The following is a 15,150-nucleotide window of genomic DNA, read 5'->3' as shown; positions in this document are numbered from 1 at the left end:
TGCCGGAGGTGTCGTCGTCTGACTGTTCGGTGGCCGTGGTCATCGGGGGACCGCGGCCGCCACCTGGGTCAGTACGGGGACGGGCCGCCGAACATTTCGCTGAGCCGGGGGGCCAGGTCGAATTCGCCGCGCAGTTCCAGGCGGCCGTCCATGAGCAGGGCCGCCGGGTTGGCGTCTCCGGCGAGTATTCGCAGGAAGTCCGCCGTTTTCACGATGAGAGTGAGGGACGGGTTGCCGGCCGGCCCGGGACGGGCGCGGGCCCGGCGCTCGCCGATGACGAGCGTCCAGGTGGTGCGGGTCAGCCGGAACTCCAGCTCGCCGGTGAAACCGCCCGCAGCGGACGGGTCGAAGGCGCGTGCCATCCCGGCGAAGAACAGCCGCTGTGCGCTCGGGCCGAAACGGCGCTCGATCTGCTCGTCCGACCGGCCGTGGACGACCTTGTAGAAGTTCTGCCGGAACCGCCTCCGGCTCGCGGCTCGGATGTCCCCGCGAAGCGGCCGGCGCGAGCGGTGCGAGCGGGCGACTTCTGCGTCCTCGTTGATGCGGTAGCCGGTCGGCGCCTTCCGGGCGGGGGCGCGGCGAGCGAGGGCGGCCTCGATGGCGGGGGCGAGGCGATCGGCTTTGGCGGCCTCGCGTTCTTCGCGCCCTTCGATGAAGTGCGGCAGGACGGCCTTCCCTAACAGTTCGAGCGATTCGCAGATGTGCTCGTGTTTGTTCGGCCCCGATTGCAGGACGAACGCGATCTGGTCGACGCCGACGGACTCGTACCGCCGGATCAGGTCGATGACCTGCTCGGGCGTCCCGACCGCGCCGCGCAGGGACCCGACGTTGACGTTGAGGGTCTTCGCGTTCGCGATGATCTGCTCTCGGGCGAAGCCGCGGGCGTCCCGGCGTTCCTGGAACTCCTCCCACACGTTCGTGCGTCCAGGGTCGTGCGGGGTCGGCCCGTAGTAGTGCGCGAGGGCGAACGCGAAGAAATGCGCCCCGTCGATGCCCCGCTCGATCGCGGTCGCCTCGTCCTCGTGCAGCATCATCGGTAGGACGACGCACAGGTTCGGATTCACCGCGAAGCCCGCCGGGACGCATTCGTCGGACGCGAGGATGCGGTAGTACTCGTCCACCCATTTCCCCGCGTCCTCGGGCTCAACGAAGGAGAACGACAGGGCGCCGATGCCGTTGCGGGCCGCGAACTGGATCGTCTCCCGCCGCGAGCACGCCACCCACAGCGGCGGATGCGGTTTCTGCACGGTCTTCGGCAGCACGTTCCGGGGCGGCATCTGGACGTACTTGGACGACCATCCCGCGAACGGCTCCTCGACGAACATGCGGGTGATGGCGTCGATCGCGTCCTGCCACTGGTCGCGCTTCTCGGTGCGCCGCACCCCGAACCCGCCGAGTTCGGCGCTCGAACTGGACTCGCCCGTCCCGAAGTCGACCCGCCCATTCGAGACGAGGTCGAGCGTCGCGATGCGCTCGGCGATCCGCGCCGGATGGTTCACGGCAGGCGGCAACTGGACGATCCCGTGCCCGAGCCGTATCCGTTTCGTCCGCTGCGACGCGGCGGCGAGAAAGACCTCCGGCGCCGACGAATGGGAGTACTCCTCCAGGAAGTGGTGCTCGACCTCCCAGATGTAGTCGAAGCCGACCCTGTCGGCGATCTCGACCTGGTCCAAGGCGTCCTGGTAGAGCTTCAGCTCCTGCCCATCGCTCCACGGGCGCGGCAACTGGTGCTCGTAGAAGAGTCCGAACCGCACTGTAGGACCTCCACCCTCTCGACCTGCGAGAACGCCGTCCAACGTGGTCATACCCGGCCAGCGTCTCTCTGACTAGACGCGCGGTCAATAGCAGCCCCGCCACGGCCTACCCGGCGGCCGGGCAGCTCAGGGTTTCTAAACTACTATGAACGACCATTTGCCTTCCGAGAAAGGCGGCCTTCGAAGAGATTCTATGGCATCCTTTTTATGTGTCAGGTATAATTTCCCCCTTATTTGCCCTTCTCGATCTCAATCAATGCGAGGTGCCAAGGAAAGATGTCGGCCTGATCGTCACCGCTGCCGGGTAGATGAGGTTCGAACTTGCCGGCACCTAGCATAAATCTAACTTCCTCACCTTGGAGGGTGGAGATGCTGTGGTTGAACGCTGAGCGACCGGCTAGTGCGGTGTTTACGAAGGGTAGGACGGCTATCGGTATGGCTAGTCCGGGGGCTTCGGCGAGGATGCCTAGGGCGTAGGTGTCGCTGATGCCGTTGGCCCATTTGTTGATGGTGTTGTAGGTGGCGGGGGCGACGATGATGGCGTCTGCTTTGGGGGAGCGGGGTTCGCCTGGTTTGCGGTACTCGCTGCGAACGGGGCGGCCGGTTTGTGCTTCTAGGGCCTTGGTGTCGATGAAGTCCAGGGCGGAGGGGGTGGCGATGATCTGCACGTCCCATCCGCGTTGATGGGCGAGAGTGACGAGTTTTCCGACGCCGCCGGCGGGGCCTGCTGCGCACACGATGACGTAGAGAACTTTGGGGCGGCCGGTCTCGGTCACAGGTGCACACCGATCTCAGTGGTGAAAACCCGTAGTTGCCGTTTGGTGCTGAGCGGGGCGGTGGCCATGAGGTCGTGCAGCACGCGGTGTACGGCGGGACGTGCCGAGATCTCTTCGGGGGCTATCTGGTGGGCGAAGCGTACGACGTCGTAAGCCTTGTTGTGCTTGCCCCATTGGGTGAGAGCGCGGGATGTGTCGATGAGCAGGGTTGCTTTGCGCTCGGTGAGGGAGATGCGGTCCAGATCGATACGGCGGGCTTCCTGAATGGCGGCTCCGGCGTCGCCGAGTTGGAGCGCGATGTTCACGCGGTGGAGCTGGACGTTGGTGGGGCCGAACGCGGTCCATCGGTGGTTGTAGTCGCCGCCGAGTTCACGCCCTGCGGCCTGGGCCTCGTCCAGGAGAGTGGCGGCGGTGTCGCGGTCTGTGCGATGTCCGGCGGCTACGGCTCCACGGAGGAGAAGCGCGCCGTAGACCGAGAGGAATTCCGGGGTGCGCTCGTCGATGTCGTGGTCGATGCGTTCGGCATAGGTGCTGGCGGTTTTGATGGCTGCGCCGTGGTGGCCGTCGTTCATCAGGGCGTGAGTGATGATGCGGGCGCTTGATCCGATGATCGTGAGGTCCTGGCTGTTGCGGGCGGCCTGCATGCTGCGGTCGGCGGCGACCGATGCCAAGCCCTCTTCGTCCAGTTTGAGCAGGATGCTTGCGGCTACGTGGTGGGCCTCGGCCGAGAGCGCTTCGGCGTGGAGGCGGGTGTCTCCCTCGTAGGTGGCGCATGCGGTGCGCAGGTCGGCGAGGAGGTGGGGCAGGGACTTGATGACCGTGGAGTACTGGCTGTCTTGGTAGTTGCGTTTGGCGGCGGCTACGGCTTGGTCCAGGCGACGCACGCTGAGCGCGGTGGGGCCGGGGTCGGTGATGATGCCGGGGTGGCCGGCCAGGGCCGCGGCGAATGCCTCGACGCCTTCTAAGGGTGCGCCGTCTGCTGGTAGGTCGGCGAGGATGGCGCTGAACAGGCTTGCTCCGGCGAGTTTGGTGAACGTCCTGCGGCGCACGGGGTTCCCTTCCTCGACGTCGGGATCTACGTCCAGGGAACCCAAGAATGCGTCCGGAACCAAGCCTGCGGGGTCATCCCGAGGTGTGATGACCTTCGCGTTCGCGGTGGTCGGCGGGGTGTTGAGGTTGAGGGGTGCCAGGCCGAGGGTCATGCGGGCGATGTCGGGCATGTGGAGGCCGTCGGCGATGCGCTCGAAGACTTCCAGGGTGGTGACTTGTCTTCCGCCCTTCTTCATGGTCTCGCTGACCTTGCCCTGGGTCATGCCGCATGCGATCGCGATTTGGGTCTGGCTGGCGCCTGCGTACTGGCGCAGGAGGTGGAAGACGGTTCGGATGTCCCGGAAGGTCAGGGCCTGGGTCATCTGCGGGCGTTCCCACAGTGATTCGGGGATGACGATCGGGTCTGACGCCCGTCCCGGCATCGGATCTCCCGGCCTGGTGGGCAAGGCGTGGGGGCATGGCGCGGTGCGCGTCCACAATCCGGCCGGTGAGCCCGACACCGATGACCCGCTGGGGCGGGCGCTGGGGCCGGGGATGCGGCAAGAAGTGCTGTGCCGCCGCCGGGACGGGGTGCTCTGGTGGTGGTGGGCCTGGCCGGGGCCGACCCGCACGTCTCCCCCGGAGTTGGAGCCGTTGTGCCCCGTGGCGGACGCGGTGACGGCGGTGGAGCGGATCGCGCATGTCCTGGCGGTGCCGTTCGCCAACTCACCGGACGCCCTTGACGCCTTGCCGGGCGGAGGCGAGTAGTGCACGCGTCGTGGTTGGCGGTTCCGCAGGAGAGGTCTCGGCCGGTGGCGGCGGAGATCGAGCGCGAGTTCTCCGGGGTGGTGGCCTGGTACGGGCAGGCCACGGGCTCGTGGTGGGCGATGGTGCGGGTGCACCGTGATGCCCGGTTGGTGGAGGCGCGCAGTCCGCGGGACTTGCGGGAGGCGATCGTGAACGCGCGGGGGTGGCCGTGGCCGAGGTGAACGACGATGGCGATCATAGATAAGGGCACTCGGGCATCGGACCAGGGTGACGGGGGCGTCTCACGGAATGAAATTCGGCTGGGGTTCTCGTGCCGGTTTGGCATGCTTGTTACGTGAATGCGCATGCGATGAGCCCCGTCCTGGTCGGCAGGGCGGGTGAGCTGGCGGAGCTGAGTGACGCCCTCGCCGCCGCGCCGGGCGCGGTGCTCGTCGGCGGTGACGCCGGGCTCGGCAAGACACGCCTGATCAGGGAGTTCGCCCGGTCCGTGGAGGGGCGGGCGAACGTCCTCGTCGGGGGTTGCCTGGAGCTCGGCTCCGACGGTCTGCCGTTCGCTCCGTTCACGACCGTCCTGCGGGACCTCGTCCGGGACATCGGCATCGACGGCGTCGCGGATCTCGTCCCGCGCGGCGACACCGGCGAACTGGCCCGGCTGCTGCCGGAGTTCGGGGAGCCGGAGACCGACGCCGCGTCCGGGGAGGAGCGCGCCCGGCTGTTCGAGGTCGTGCTGACGCTGCTGGAGCGGCTGGCGGAGAGGGGCCCGGTCGTCCTCGTCATCGAGGACGCCCACTGGGCGGACCGGTCCACCCGCGACCTGCTGGCCTTCCTGGTGCGCAACCTCGGCACCGGCCCGGTGCTGATCGTCCTCACGTACCGGACGGACGAGCTGCACCGCGCCCATCCGCTGCGCCAGCTGCTCGCCGGGCTGGAACGGCTGGAACGGGTGCACCGGACCGAGCTCGGCAAGCTGACCCGCGCCGACGTGTCCGCGCTGGTCACCGAGCTGATCGGGCAGACGCCGCAGCCGGGCGTCGTCGAGCGGATCGAGGCCCGCAGCGAGGGCAACCCGCTGTTCATCGAGGCGCTGCTCTGCGACGACGGCGGGCTGGTGTGCGAGCTGCCCGAGTCGCTGCGCGACCTGCTGCTCGCCGGCGTCCAGCGGCTTCCCGAGGAGACGCAGGACGTCCTGCGCGACGCGAGCGGCGGCAGTACCGGCATCGAGCACGCGCTGCTCGCCGCCGTGTCAGGGCTCGACGACGCCACGCTGACCCGCGTGCTGCGGCCCGCCGTCGCGGCGAACGTCCTCGTCGTGGACGGCGACGGCTACGCGTTCCGGCACGCCCTGATCCGCGAGGCCGTCCACGACGATCTGCTGCCGGGCGAGCACACGCGGCTCCACACGCGCTATGCGGAAGCCCTGGAGAACGACCCTTCGCTCGTCCCCGCCGGGCGGCTGTGGGTCGAGTTGAGTTACCACTGGAAGCAGGCCCACAACAGCACGTGGGCGCTGGTCGCGTCCTGGCGGGCCGCCGGTGAGGCGCGCAAAGCCCTCGCCTACGCCGAGTGCCTCGCGATGCTCGAACGCGTCCTTCAGCTCTGGGACCGCGTCCCGGACGCGCCGGAGCGCACGGGCGCGAGCTACGTCAAGGTCATGATGGACGCCGCGACCGCCGCCGAGATGGCCGGCGAGTACGACCGCGGGATCAAGCTCGCCACCGCCGCGGTCAAGGAGATCGAGGCGGCGGACGGCGAGCGCGACACCGAGGGGTGGGCGATGCTCCTGGTGCTGCGCGCCAAGATGCGGTACCAGATGGCGCGTCCGGGCTTCATCGAGGATCTGCGCGCCACCGTCCGGGCGCTGCCGGCCGACCCGCCGACCGTGCTGCGCGCGCGGGCGCTGTCGATGCTCGGCAACTACGTGCGCGTCACCACCGAGATCGGTGCGGCACGCGACGCGGGGCGGGAGTCGCTGGCGATCGCGCGCAGGCTCGGCGACCCCGTCGCGGAGGCCGAGGCGCTCATCACGCTGTTCTGCGCCGACATGCATTACGAGGGCGACGCCGAGGTCGCCGAGGTCGAGGCCGCCGCCGACCGCGCCGGCAACCACCCGGTGCTGCTCCGGTACTACGTGATCAAGTCGCATTTCCTGGAGGGCGCCGGACGGCACGCCGAGGCCGCCGCCGTCGCGGCGCGCGGGAAGGAACTGGCCCGCGAGCACGGGGTGGCCCGCACCCAGGGCACGTTCCTGTGCATCAACCAGGCCGAGCCGCTGGTCTCCCTCGGCCGGTGGGACGAGGCCATGGCCGTGATGAACCATGCGCTGGAGCAGGACCCCGCCATCACCACCCGGACGTCGCTGCACGTCCTGAGCGGCTGGGTGGCGCTGGCGCGCGGCGACCTGCCGACCGCGAAGGCGCGGCTCGCGACCTCCAGGGAGATCGAGAGGCTGGAGACGGAGTGGCTGAAGACGCAGGACTACTTCGCCACGCTGTGGCTCGAGGCGAACCTCGCGCTCGCCGAGGGACGCCCCCACGCCGCGCTGGACGCGGTGCGGCCCGTCCTCGCCCGCGGCGGCATGCCGGACGACGCCCGCTACGCGTGGCCGGTGCTGATCGCGGGTGCGGCGGCGTGCGCTGAGCTGGGCGGATCCGCCGCAGGCGACCTGCGCCGGATCGAGGAGCGCGCCGCCGGGCTGCGGTCGAGCGGGCCGCTGCAGCGCGCGCAGGGCCTCATGTTCGCCGCCGAGCTGGCCCGCGCCCGCGGCGTCCTCGACACGGCCGCGTGGGAGGAGACCGCCGCCGCGTGGGAGAAGCTCGGCAACCCCTACTACCGGGCCCGGTCGCTGTTCCGGCTCGCGGAGGCGATGCTGGCGGGCGGCGACCACGACGCGGCGGCGTCGACGCTGGGCGCCGCCGCCGACCTCGCCGAGGAGCTGGGCGCCAGGCCGCTCGCCGAGAACATCGCCGACCTGCGGCGCCGCACCCGCGCGCCGCGCCGCGGCGACGCGGCCGCGCCGCTCGGGCTGACGCCCCGCGAGTACGAGGTGCTGCGCCTCGTCGCCGAGGGACGCAGCAACCGCGACATCGCCGAGGCGCTGTTCATCTCGGTGAAGACCGCCAGCGTCCACGTGTCGAACATCCTCGGCAAGCTGGCGGTGGGGAGCCGCGGCGAGGCCGCCGCGACCGCGCACCGGCTGGCCCTGTTCGCCGCCCCGAAGGACCCGCCCGTCTGGTCCTGACCCGGCGCGTTTGGTGCCGACCCGGCGCGGGCCTGTCCCGTGGCTGATTCGGTGGCGGAGGATCTCCCCTCCCGGATCCCCCGCCTCCGAACCGTCGGGCCACACGGGAACATCGTGGCCGGCCGGCCGGGGCACTCCCCGCGGGAGCAGGCGGTGCTTCTCCATTCGGAGAGGCGGTCGGTGACCCGGTCGGCCACTGCCCAGTGTCGTGCCAGGGAGGCCCCTATGGCGCGCGAGACATACCGTCCGGCGGGACAGAAAAAAGCGACGGTGACGAGCCACGTTCCGTGACCCGTCACCGTCGCCCGGGCGCGCGTCAGCGCGGGACGCGCGCGACGCAGAAGACCGTCTGCCCGAACGGCGGCTTCACGAACCGCTCGATGGTCCGGGTGAACGGCACGACCGTCCGGTCGTAGATCTTGACGAGCTTCGGGTCGGGGTAGCCGGTGCCGCCGCGGCGGACCGCGAACCACCAGGCGATCCCGCCGAGGAAGTTGATCGGCTTGAGCACCTCGGGGACGAGCCCCGCCTCCCGGACGGACGCCTCCAGCGTCGCCGGCGTGTACCGGGTGACATGCCCGACCTTGCGGTCGAAGTCGCCGTAGAGCTGCATGTAGCCGGGCACCCAGATGACGATCCGGCCGCCGGGCTCGGTGACGGCGGCGAGGTCGCGCAGCGCCTGGACGTCGTCCTTGATGTGCTCCAGGACGTTCATCATCACGACCGTGTCGACCTTGCGCCGGATCTCGATCTCGGCCGGCAGTGCCAGCGGGATGACCTCGACGTCGTCGTTGCCGTCGTAGCGCTTGCGCAGCTCGCCGACGCAGTACGGGTCGTTGTCGCTGACGACGAGGTAGTCGAGGCGTCCGGCGAACTGCTCGGAGAAGTGCCCGAGGCCGGAGCCGACCTCCAGCATGGACCGGCCCACGTGCGGCGCGACGGTCTCGTACTCGTACTTGCGGTAGTTGCGGGCCTCGTCCCCGCCCAGGTGGTTCTCCAGCGCGCCGTCCCCGGCGGCCGGTTGGACCACGTCCCCGTCCGGTGCCGGCCCGGCGGCCGGAGAGGCCTTCTTCGGTCCGCTGCTCAGGAGGTTGAGGAGGGTGCCTGCGATGGACTTCTTCTGACCAGGTGACTGCATACTTCCCGCTCGCTGGGTGCGTTTGCGTTCGGCTTCTCGTTCGCCGGACCGAAGACCCGGCCCGCTCGGGGCGCGTCCGATCTCTGGCGCGAAGGTCGGGTCAGTCTACCCATGCGTTGCCCGGCCGGGCGCCCGGCGGCCATCGCGTCGCGGGCGCCTGCTTGGTGTGTCGCCTGGTCAGGCGGCGGGCGGGTCAGCCGATGGTGCGGTGCACGGACTCCTTCTCGCTCGGCCCCGGCTCGGACGGCGCGATCCACGGCCCCGGGATGGACGGGTCGAGGACGCCTTGCTCCACCCACGCGAAGTCGCCGGCGAGGACGGCCCGCGCCAGCTTCACGTCCATCGCGTCGGTGTTGCGCCACAGCCCGTCGAACAGCTCCTCGACGCGGACGCGCGCCTGCCGGCAGAACGCGTCGGCGAGCAGCAGGGCCGACCTGCCGGGCGCCGCGCCCGCGAGGCCCCCGTCCGCCGACGTGTCGGCGTGGGCGCGGACGCACACCGCGCTCATCGCGTACAGCTCGGCGCCGATGTCGACCATCCGGCCGAGGAACCCCTGCCGCCGCTCCAGGCCGCCCTGCCAGCGTCCGGCCGCGTAGAAGATCGACCGGGCCAGCTTGCGGGAGGCCCGCTCCACGTACCGCAGATGCTTGGCGAGCGGCCCGAACTCGGCGTAGGAGCTCGGCCGCTGCCCGGCGCCGGTGACGAGCGTCGGCAGCCAGCGCGCGTAGAACCCGCCCGCCCTCGCCGCCGCGCGGGCCTTCTGCCCGGTGGAGGCGTCCGGGTCGATGATGTCGCCGGCCACCGACAGGTGCGCGTCCACCGCCTCGCGGGCGATCAGCAGGTGCATGATCTCGCTGGAGCCCTCGAAGATCCGGTTGATGCGCAGGTCGCGCACCACCTGCTCCACGGGCACGCCGCGCTCGCCGCGCGCCGCGAGGGACTCGGCGGTCTCGTAGCCGCGCCCGCCGCGCACCTGCATCAGCTCGTCCGCGGCGCGGCACGCCATCTCCGACGACCACAGCTTCGCCAGCGCCGCCTCGATCCGGATGTCGCGCCGCCCGTCGTCCGCGAGCTGGCTGGACAGGTCGAGCATCGCCTCCATCGCGTACGCGGTCGCCGCGATGAACGCGACCTTGCGGGACACGGCCTCGTGCTCGCCGACCGGCCGGCCCCACTGCACCCGCTCCTTCGACCACTCGCGCGCGATCTTGGCGGCCCACTTGCCGCTCGCCGCGCAGATCGCCGGCAGCGACAGCCGTCCGGTGTTCAGCGTGGTGAGCGCGATCTTCAGCCCCGCGCCCTCCGTGCCGATCAGGTTCGCCTTCGGCACCCGGACGCCCGTGAACCGGGTCACGCCGTTCTCGATGCCGCGCAGCCCCATGAACGCGTTGCGGTTCTCGACGGTGATGCCGGGCGCGCCCATGTCCACGACGAACGCTGAGATGCCGCCGCGGTGCCCGTCCGACCTCGGGACGCGCGCCATGACGACGACGAGGTCGGCGATGACGCCGTTCGTCGTCCACAGCTTGACGCCGTTGAGGACGTAGTCGTCGCCGTCCGGGACGGCGGTGGCGCGCAGCCGCGCCGGGTCCGAGCCGACGTCGGGCTCGGTCAGCAGGAACGCGCTGACCTGCCGGGCGCAGCGCGGCAGCCACTCGTCCTTCTGCTCGCGCGTGCCGAACCGCTCGACCGGCTGCGGGACGCCGATGGACTGGTGCGCCGACAGCAGCGCGCCGAGCGCCGGGCACACCGAGCCGACGACCATCAGCGCGCGGCCGTAGTACAGCTGGCTGAGCCCGAGACCGCCGTACTTCTCCGGGATCTTCATGCCGAGCGCGCCGAGGTCGCGCAGCCCCGCGACGACGTCGTCCGGGATGCGCGACTCGCGCTCGATCAGCGCCGCGTCGACGCGGGTGGCGCAGAACTCGGTGAGCCGGGCGAGGAACTCCTCGCCCTTGCTCCGGGACTCGCCTTCCGGACGCGGATGCGGATGGATCAGGTCGAGCCGGAAATCGCCGAGGAAGAGCTGCTTGCCGAAGCTCGGCAGCCGCCATTCGGTCTCCCGCGCCTCTTCGGCGACCTTCCGGGCCGTCCGCTCGTCGACGTGCGTCTGAGTGTGCTGGCTCATGCTGATCGCATTTCCCGTGACCGCATCGGGAAACCCCCGCCCCGCCGCCGTCGCGAGGTGGTCCAATGGGGGGATCGTCGCCGGAGGCCCGACCGGCCCGGGCCAGAAGGGGTCACCGCGCGTCATGGGTGAGACACGCAAGCCCACTCTCATCGCCTCGGTGCAGCGCGCCCTCCGCCTCATGGAGGCGGTGGCGTCGCATCCGAGCGGCGCGCCCGCGAAGCAGCTGGCACGTGAGGCGCGACTGCCGCTCGCCACCGCCTACCACCTGCTGCGCACCCTCGCCCACGAGGGCTACGCGACCCGGCTGCCGGACGGGGCGTGGGTGCTCGGCGAACGGGTCGAGGCCCTGCACGGGCAGAGCCGGACGCAGCAGCTTCTCGTCCGGCTGCGTCCCATCCTCGTCGAGCTGCGGGACGCGCTCGGCGCCGCGGCCTACTTCAGCATGCACGTGGACGACGAGATCCGCCTCATCGACATCGCCGACGGCCCGCGCGCGCCGCGCGTCGACCTGTGGGTCGGTTTCGAGGACGCCGCGCACGCCACCGCGATCGGCAAGTGCGTGCTGAGCCAGTTCGACGACGAGCGCCGCCGCGAGTACCTGTCCCGGCATCCGCTCGTCGACCTGACCCCGCACACCATCACCGAGCCGCGACGGCTGGTGCGCTCGCTCAGTTCGCCCACCGGCCTGCTGTTCGACCGCGAGGAGTACGCGCTCGGCACCGGGTGCGCCGCCGTCCCGGTGACGGACGCGACCGGTTCGGTGCTCGGCGCGCTGGCGATCTCCTGCCGTCCCGGCCGGCTGCCGAGGATCGCGAGGTCGGCGCACCGGCTGCGGGCGACCGCCGAGCGGATCCAGTGCATGCTGACACTGTCCGGCTGAAAAACTAGCCAGTGAAGACTGGCGCGATTCGCGGTAGTGGTCGGCACGAGGCTCACCGACATCACCGCCACCGGAACGTCCACGATCTGGGGCGTGGGGCTGAAGAACAGCGATCCGGTGGCGGTGAGCAACTTCTAGGAGAGGCGGCGGCGCGTCCAGGAGAAGCAGAGGCCCGTCAGGCCCAGGGTGAGGACGGCGAACAGCCCGGTCTCGACCCACTGCAGCCGCCAGAAGCGGTCAGCGGGCTGGTAGACCACGTGCTGCCTGAAGCCGAGCCGGGCGATCTCGGCGAAGCACTCGTCGGACGGCCCGCCCGGCGGAAGCCCGCCGCCGTCCGGCTTCGGCTCCGGCTCCACCCGCGGCGGGGCGCACGCCCCCGTCATCAGGGAGGCGGGCAGCCGGGCCTCCCGCCCGGACGCGTCGACCGTGTGGTTCGCGAGCGTCCACGATCCGGGCGCCGCCTCCGTCTGCACCCGCATGACCCCGGCGCCGTGGTCCAGCGTCATCTGCGAGATGTTCTCCGCCGTGATCGCGACGCTCCCGGTCGTCGGCGGGATGAGGTGCGGGCGGACCCACAGCGGCATCGCGACCTGGACGGCGGCGAAGACGGCGAGGGTCGCCGCCATGGCAGGCAGGGTGCGGCGGGTGAGGACGCCGGCCGTCACGCCGAGCGCGAAGGCGAACGCCGCGTGCCCGATCGGGACGATGCCGTGGGTGTCGAACGCCACCGGGCCGATCCGCGGGAACCGGCTCGTCACTGCCTCGTCCAGCGGGCCGGACCACCAGTTCGCGGCGAGCACGGCGATCCCGGCGGCGAGCATGGCGGCCAGGCCGAGGAGGCCGAGCTTGACGGCCAGCCAGCGGGTCCGGGTGACGCTCTGGTTCCAGACGAGCCGGTGCGTGCCGTTCTCCAGTTCGCGGGTGATGAGCGGCGCGCCCCAGAAGGTCCCGATGAGGGCGGGCAGGAACAGCACGAGCGCGATCAGGGCGCCGTAGTACACCTGGTGGTCATTGAAGAACATCCTGGCGAAATGAGTGCACGAATCCCGCGTGCCGCAGGACGCGGCGCCGCGGTCGTAGTCGTCGGCCAGACCGGGCCCGGTGGCGGCGAGGGCCGCGCAGAGGACGGCGAGCGTGCCGAACACCACCGCGCCCTGGACGCGGAACTGCCTCAACGTCAGCCAGATCATCGGATCGCCTCCAGGGCGCGACGGGCCGGGGCCGGGGTCATGTAGGCGAGGACGAGGTCTTCCAGGCCGAGCCGGCCGACCGTCCAGGCGGGGTCGTGGATCGGGTCGTCCGCCCGGACGACGAAGGTGCTCTGCCGGTCGGTGTGGCTCTCGGACACGACCTGCTGGTCGTCCGGCAGCCGGGCCGCGTCCCTGCGCGGCCCGGTGAGCCGATGGTGGGCGGCGAGGAGTTCGTCGACGTCACCGGCGACCTTCACGCGCGACTCCACCAGGACGATCAGGTAGTCGCACGTCCGCTCGAGGTCGGACACGAGGTGGGACGACAGGACGACGCTCAACGCGTGCTCGGCGGCGGCTTCCATGAGCCCCTGGAGGAACTCCCGCCGGGCCAGCGGATCGAGCGCGGCGACCGGCTCGTCCAGGATCAGCGCCTCGGGCCGCTTGGCGATGCCCAGGGTCAGGGCGAGCTGAGCGCGCTGCCCGCCGGACAGCTTCCCCGCCCGCTGGCCCGGATCGAGCCCGAGCCGCCGGATGCGCTCCCGTGCGAGGGCGCCGTCCCATCCCGGGTTGAGCCGCGCCCCCAGCTTCAGATGGTCGGCGACGCTGAGCGCGGCGTACGTGGGCGTGTCCTGCGCGACGTACCCGACCTTCGCCAACTGCTCCGGCCCGCTCGCGGGGGTGCCGCCGAGCACCCTGATGCTCCCGGCCGTCGGCCGGATCTGCCCCACGGCCAGGTTCAGCAGCGTCGTCTTCCCGGCCCCGTTGGGCCCGACGAGACCGACGATTCGCCCCTCTGGGATGTCGAGCGTGCAATCCGCCAGGGCCCAACGTTTCCCGTACTTCTTTCCCAGGCCGTCGGCCTGCAGGACGGTGCTCACGCTATGTCCTCCTGACGCGCGGACCGAAAGGTCGTCATGAACAGCGCCTCGATGCTCTCGTCGTCCAGCCCGGCCAGCCGCGCCTTGGCGAGCCAGCGCTCCAGGTCCTTGCGCAGCGGGCCGTGCGCCGCGAGCGACTCGCCGGCCAGCGACCGCGTCACGAACGTCCCGACCCCCGGACGCGGCGCGACGAGGCCCTCGTGCTCCAGCTCCCGGTACGCCTTGAGCACCGTGTTCGGGTTGATCGCGAGCTGCGCCACCACGTCCTTCACGGTGGGCAGCTGGTCCCCGACCCGCAGCAGGTCGAGCCGCAGCGCATGCCGCACCTGCCGCACGAGCTGCATGTACGGCGACACCCCCGACCCGGAGTCCAGATGGAACTCGATCACCGCCACCCCGTCACCTCCATTTAACTAGGATGATAGTACTTTAGCTGTATGGCTATGGCGAATGTCAACGTTCACAGAAAGACCCAGCTCAGGAACGGTCTGAACATGGCCAAGGCCCGCAGGGCAGCCCGCATAGGCCGGTTCACCGGGGCATGACAACCCGCATGACCTCATGGAGCAGCGACGACCTGACCCGCCTCGACGATGCCGAGGAGATCCAGGTCGCACCGGAACAGGGCGACGGCACGCTACGCCGCCCCACCACGATCTGGATCGTCCGCACTGGCGACGAGTTGTACGTGCGTTCGGTCAACGGCCCCGAGGGCCGCTGGTACCGGACCGCCGAGAACACCCACCGCGGCCAGATCCGCGCGAACGGGACGACCAAGAACGTCGCGTTCGACGACGAGGCGGACCCGGCCGTAAACGAGCAGATAGACGCGGCCTACATGTCCAAGTACGGCAGAACACCCTGGGCCGAGCCGATGACCCGCCCCGGCCCCAGGGACACCACCCTCAGACTCGTCCCACGCTGACGGGCCGCTATAGCGACGACGGCTGGACGCAGGGAGGGCGCAACCACTGATCGCCTAAATCACCCGGCAGGTTCAGGGCGAGGTGAGTTCTTGGGCCTTCGCGAACTGGACCTGGACCGGCATCTCGCTCACGGTTGGCCAGTCCGGGGTAGCGCCGCCAGCAGCATGCGCGGCTGTGCGGATGAGATCCAGAGCGCGTTGCAGGGCGGTGGTGGGGTCCGCCGTGTTGAGCACCAGCAGTTCGGTGGTGATGGTGCTCGTCTCGGCGTTGGTGCTGACGGCTGAGTCGGTGAAGTCGCTGTTGCAGTCCTCAAGCCGGAGAAGCTCCTCCATCACCCGCCGACCGTGGGCGTGGACGTCTTCAACCGTGGTCCCCGGTGCCAGGAGCAACTGGAACTCAAGGCAAAGCTGGGACGCTTCAGTCTTGCTCATCGCCCTTCCTC

At 70.6% G+C, this 15,150-nt stretch carries 14 protein-coding genes; 5 read left to right on the top strand and 9 right to left on the bottom strand.

From position 1 onward, the window contains the following. Positions 1 to 68: 68 nt before the first annotated feature. The 3 genes from SM418_RS21025 to SM418_RS21015 form a co-directional block, all read right to left on the bottom strand. Positions 69 to 1,754, bottom strand: a complete 1,686-nt coding sequence (locus tag SM418_RS21025; protein ID WP_371966089.1) for an LLM class flavin-dependent oxidoreductase — start codon at positions 1,752 to 1,754, stop codon at positions 69 to 71. Positions 1,755 to 1,984: 230 nt separating this feature from the next. Then, positions 1,985 to 2,530, bottom strand: coding sequence for a flavoprotein (locus SM418_RS21020; protein ID WP_371942785.1), 546 nt, complete (start codon positions 2,528 to 2,530; stop codon positions 1,985 to 1,987). Further along, entirely contained in the window at positions 2,527 to 3,942 is a 1,416-nt protein-coding gene (locus SM418_RS21015) for a helix-turn-helix domain-containing protein (protein ID WP_371942784.1), read from the bottom strand. The genes SM418_RS21020 and SM418_RS21015 overlap by 4 nt, the downstream gene beginning before the upstream one ends. A 28-nt stretch (positions 3,943 to 3,970) precedes the next feature. Between SM418_RS21015 and SM418_RS21010 the strand changes: the two genes are divergently transcribed. The 3 genes from SM418_RS21010 to SM418_RS21000 all read left to right on the top strand — a co-directional run bounded on the left by SM418_RS21010 (position 3,971) and on the right by SM418_RS21000 (position 7,565). Beyond that, entirely contained in the window at positions 3,971 to 4,327 is a 357-nt protein-coding gene (locus SM418_RS21010; RefSeq protein ID WP_371942783.1) for a hypothetical protein, read from the top strand. A gap of 44 nt (positions 4,328 to 4,371) precedes the next feature. After that, positions 4,372 to 4,548 carry a hypothetical protein gene (locus SM418_RS21005; RefSeq protein ID WP_371942782.1) on the top strand — a complete coding sequence of 59 codons (177 nt, stop codon included), beginning with the start codon at positions 4,372 to 4,374 and terminating at the stop codon, positions 4,546 to 4,548. Positions 4,549 to 4,661: 113 nt separating this feature from the next. Next, on the top strand, positions 4,662 to 7,565 hold the full coding sequence (locus SM418_RS21000; protein ID WP_371942781.1) for a helix-turn-helix transcriptional regulator: 2,904 nt from the start codon (positions 4,662 to 4,664) through the stop codon (positions 7,563 to 7,565). A 316-nt stretch (positions 7,566 to 7,881) separates the two neighbouring features. Here the strand turns inward: SM418_RS21000 and SM418_RS20995 are convergent, their stop codons facing one another. Both SM418_RS20995 and SM418_RS20990 read right to left on the bottom strand, forming a co-directional pair. Beyond that, positions 7,882 to 8,703 (bottom strand): class I SAM-dependent methyltransferase, encoded by an 822-nt coding sequence (locus tag SM418_RS20995; RefSeq protein ID WP_371942780.1) that lies wholly within the window; start codon positions 8,701 to 8,703, stop codon positions 7,882 to 7,884. 193 nt (positions 8,704 to 8,896) lie between these two features. Next, on the bottom strand, positions 8,897 to 10,831 hold the full coding sequence (locus SM418_RS20990) for an acyl-CoA dehydrogenase family protein (protein WP_371942779.1): 1,935 nt from the start codon (positions 10,829 to 10,831) through the stop codon (positions 8,897 to 8,899). Between the two features lie 124 nt (positions 10,832 to 10,955). On the opposite strand from SM418_RS20990, the gene SM418_RS20985 reads away from it, so the two are divergent. Then, entirely contained in the window at positions 10,956 to 11,714 is a 759-nt protein-coding gene (locus tag SM418_RS20985; protein WP_371942778.1) for an IclR family transcriptional regulator, read from the top strand. A gap of 134 nt (positions 11,715 to 11,848) precedes the next feature. Here SM418_RS20985 and SM418_RS20980 read toward each other — a convergent pair whose 3' ends face one another. From SM418_RS20980 to SM418_RS20970, 3 genes are read right to left on the bottom strand one after another with little or no spacing between them, the layout of a single operon-like run. Further along, a complete protein-coding gene (locus SM418_RS20980; protein ID WP_371942777.1) occupies positions 11,849 to 12,904 on the bottom strand; it encodes an ABC-2 membrane transporter-related protein in 1,056 nt (351 codons plus the stop codon). After that, positions 12,901 to 13,782, bottom strand: a complete 882-nt coding sequence (locus SM418_RS20975; RefSeq protein ID WP_371942776.1) for an ABC transporter ATP-binding protein — start codon at positions 13,780 to 13,782, stop codon at positions 12,901 to 12,903. The genes SM418_RS20980 and SM418_RS20975 overlap by 4 nt, the downstream gene beginning before the upstream one ends. After that, positions 13,779 to 14,177: a GntR family transcriptional regulator gene (locus tag SM418_RS20970; RefSeq protein ID WP_371942775.1), complete on the bottom strand. Its 399-nt coding sequence runs from the start codon at positions 14,175 to 14,177 to the stop codon at positions 13,779 to 13,781. The genes SM418_RS20975 and SM418_RS20970 overlap by 4 nt, the downstream gene beginning before the upstream one ends. Positions 14,178 to 14,335: 158 nt before the next feature. On the opposite strand from SM418_RS20970, the gene SM418_RS20965 reads away from it, so the two are divergent. Next, positions 14,336 to 14,707 carry a DUF2255 family protein gene (locus SM418_RS20965; RefSeq protein ID WP_371942774.1) on the top strand — a complete coding sequence of 124 codons (372 nt, stop codon included), beginning with the start codon at positions 14,336 to 14,338 and terminating at the stop codon, positions 14,705 to 14,707. A gap of 72 nt (positions 14,708 to 14,779) precedes the next feature. On the opposite strand, the gene SM418_RS20960 is transcribed toward SM418_RS20965, so the two are convergent. Beyond that, a complete protein-coding gene (locus SM418_RS20960) occupies positions 14,780 to 15,139 on the bottom strand; it encodes a hypothetical protein (protein ID WP_371942773.1) in 360 nt (119 codons plus the stop codon). Between the last annotated feature and the right edge of the window lie 11 nt (positions 15,140 to 15,150).

The sequence above is a fragment of the Actinomadura chokoriensis genome (assembly GCF_041463665.1).
Classification (GTDB): domain Bacteria; phylum Actinomycetota; class Actinomycetes; order Streptosporangiales; family Streptosporangiaceae; genus Spirillospora; species Spirillospora chokoriensis_A.
The sequence above is the reverse complement of the archived record's forward strand: the minus strand, read 5'-3'. Positions and strand labels throughout refer to the sequence as shown.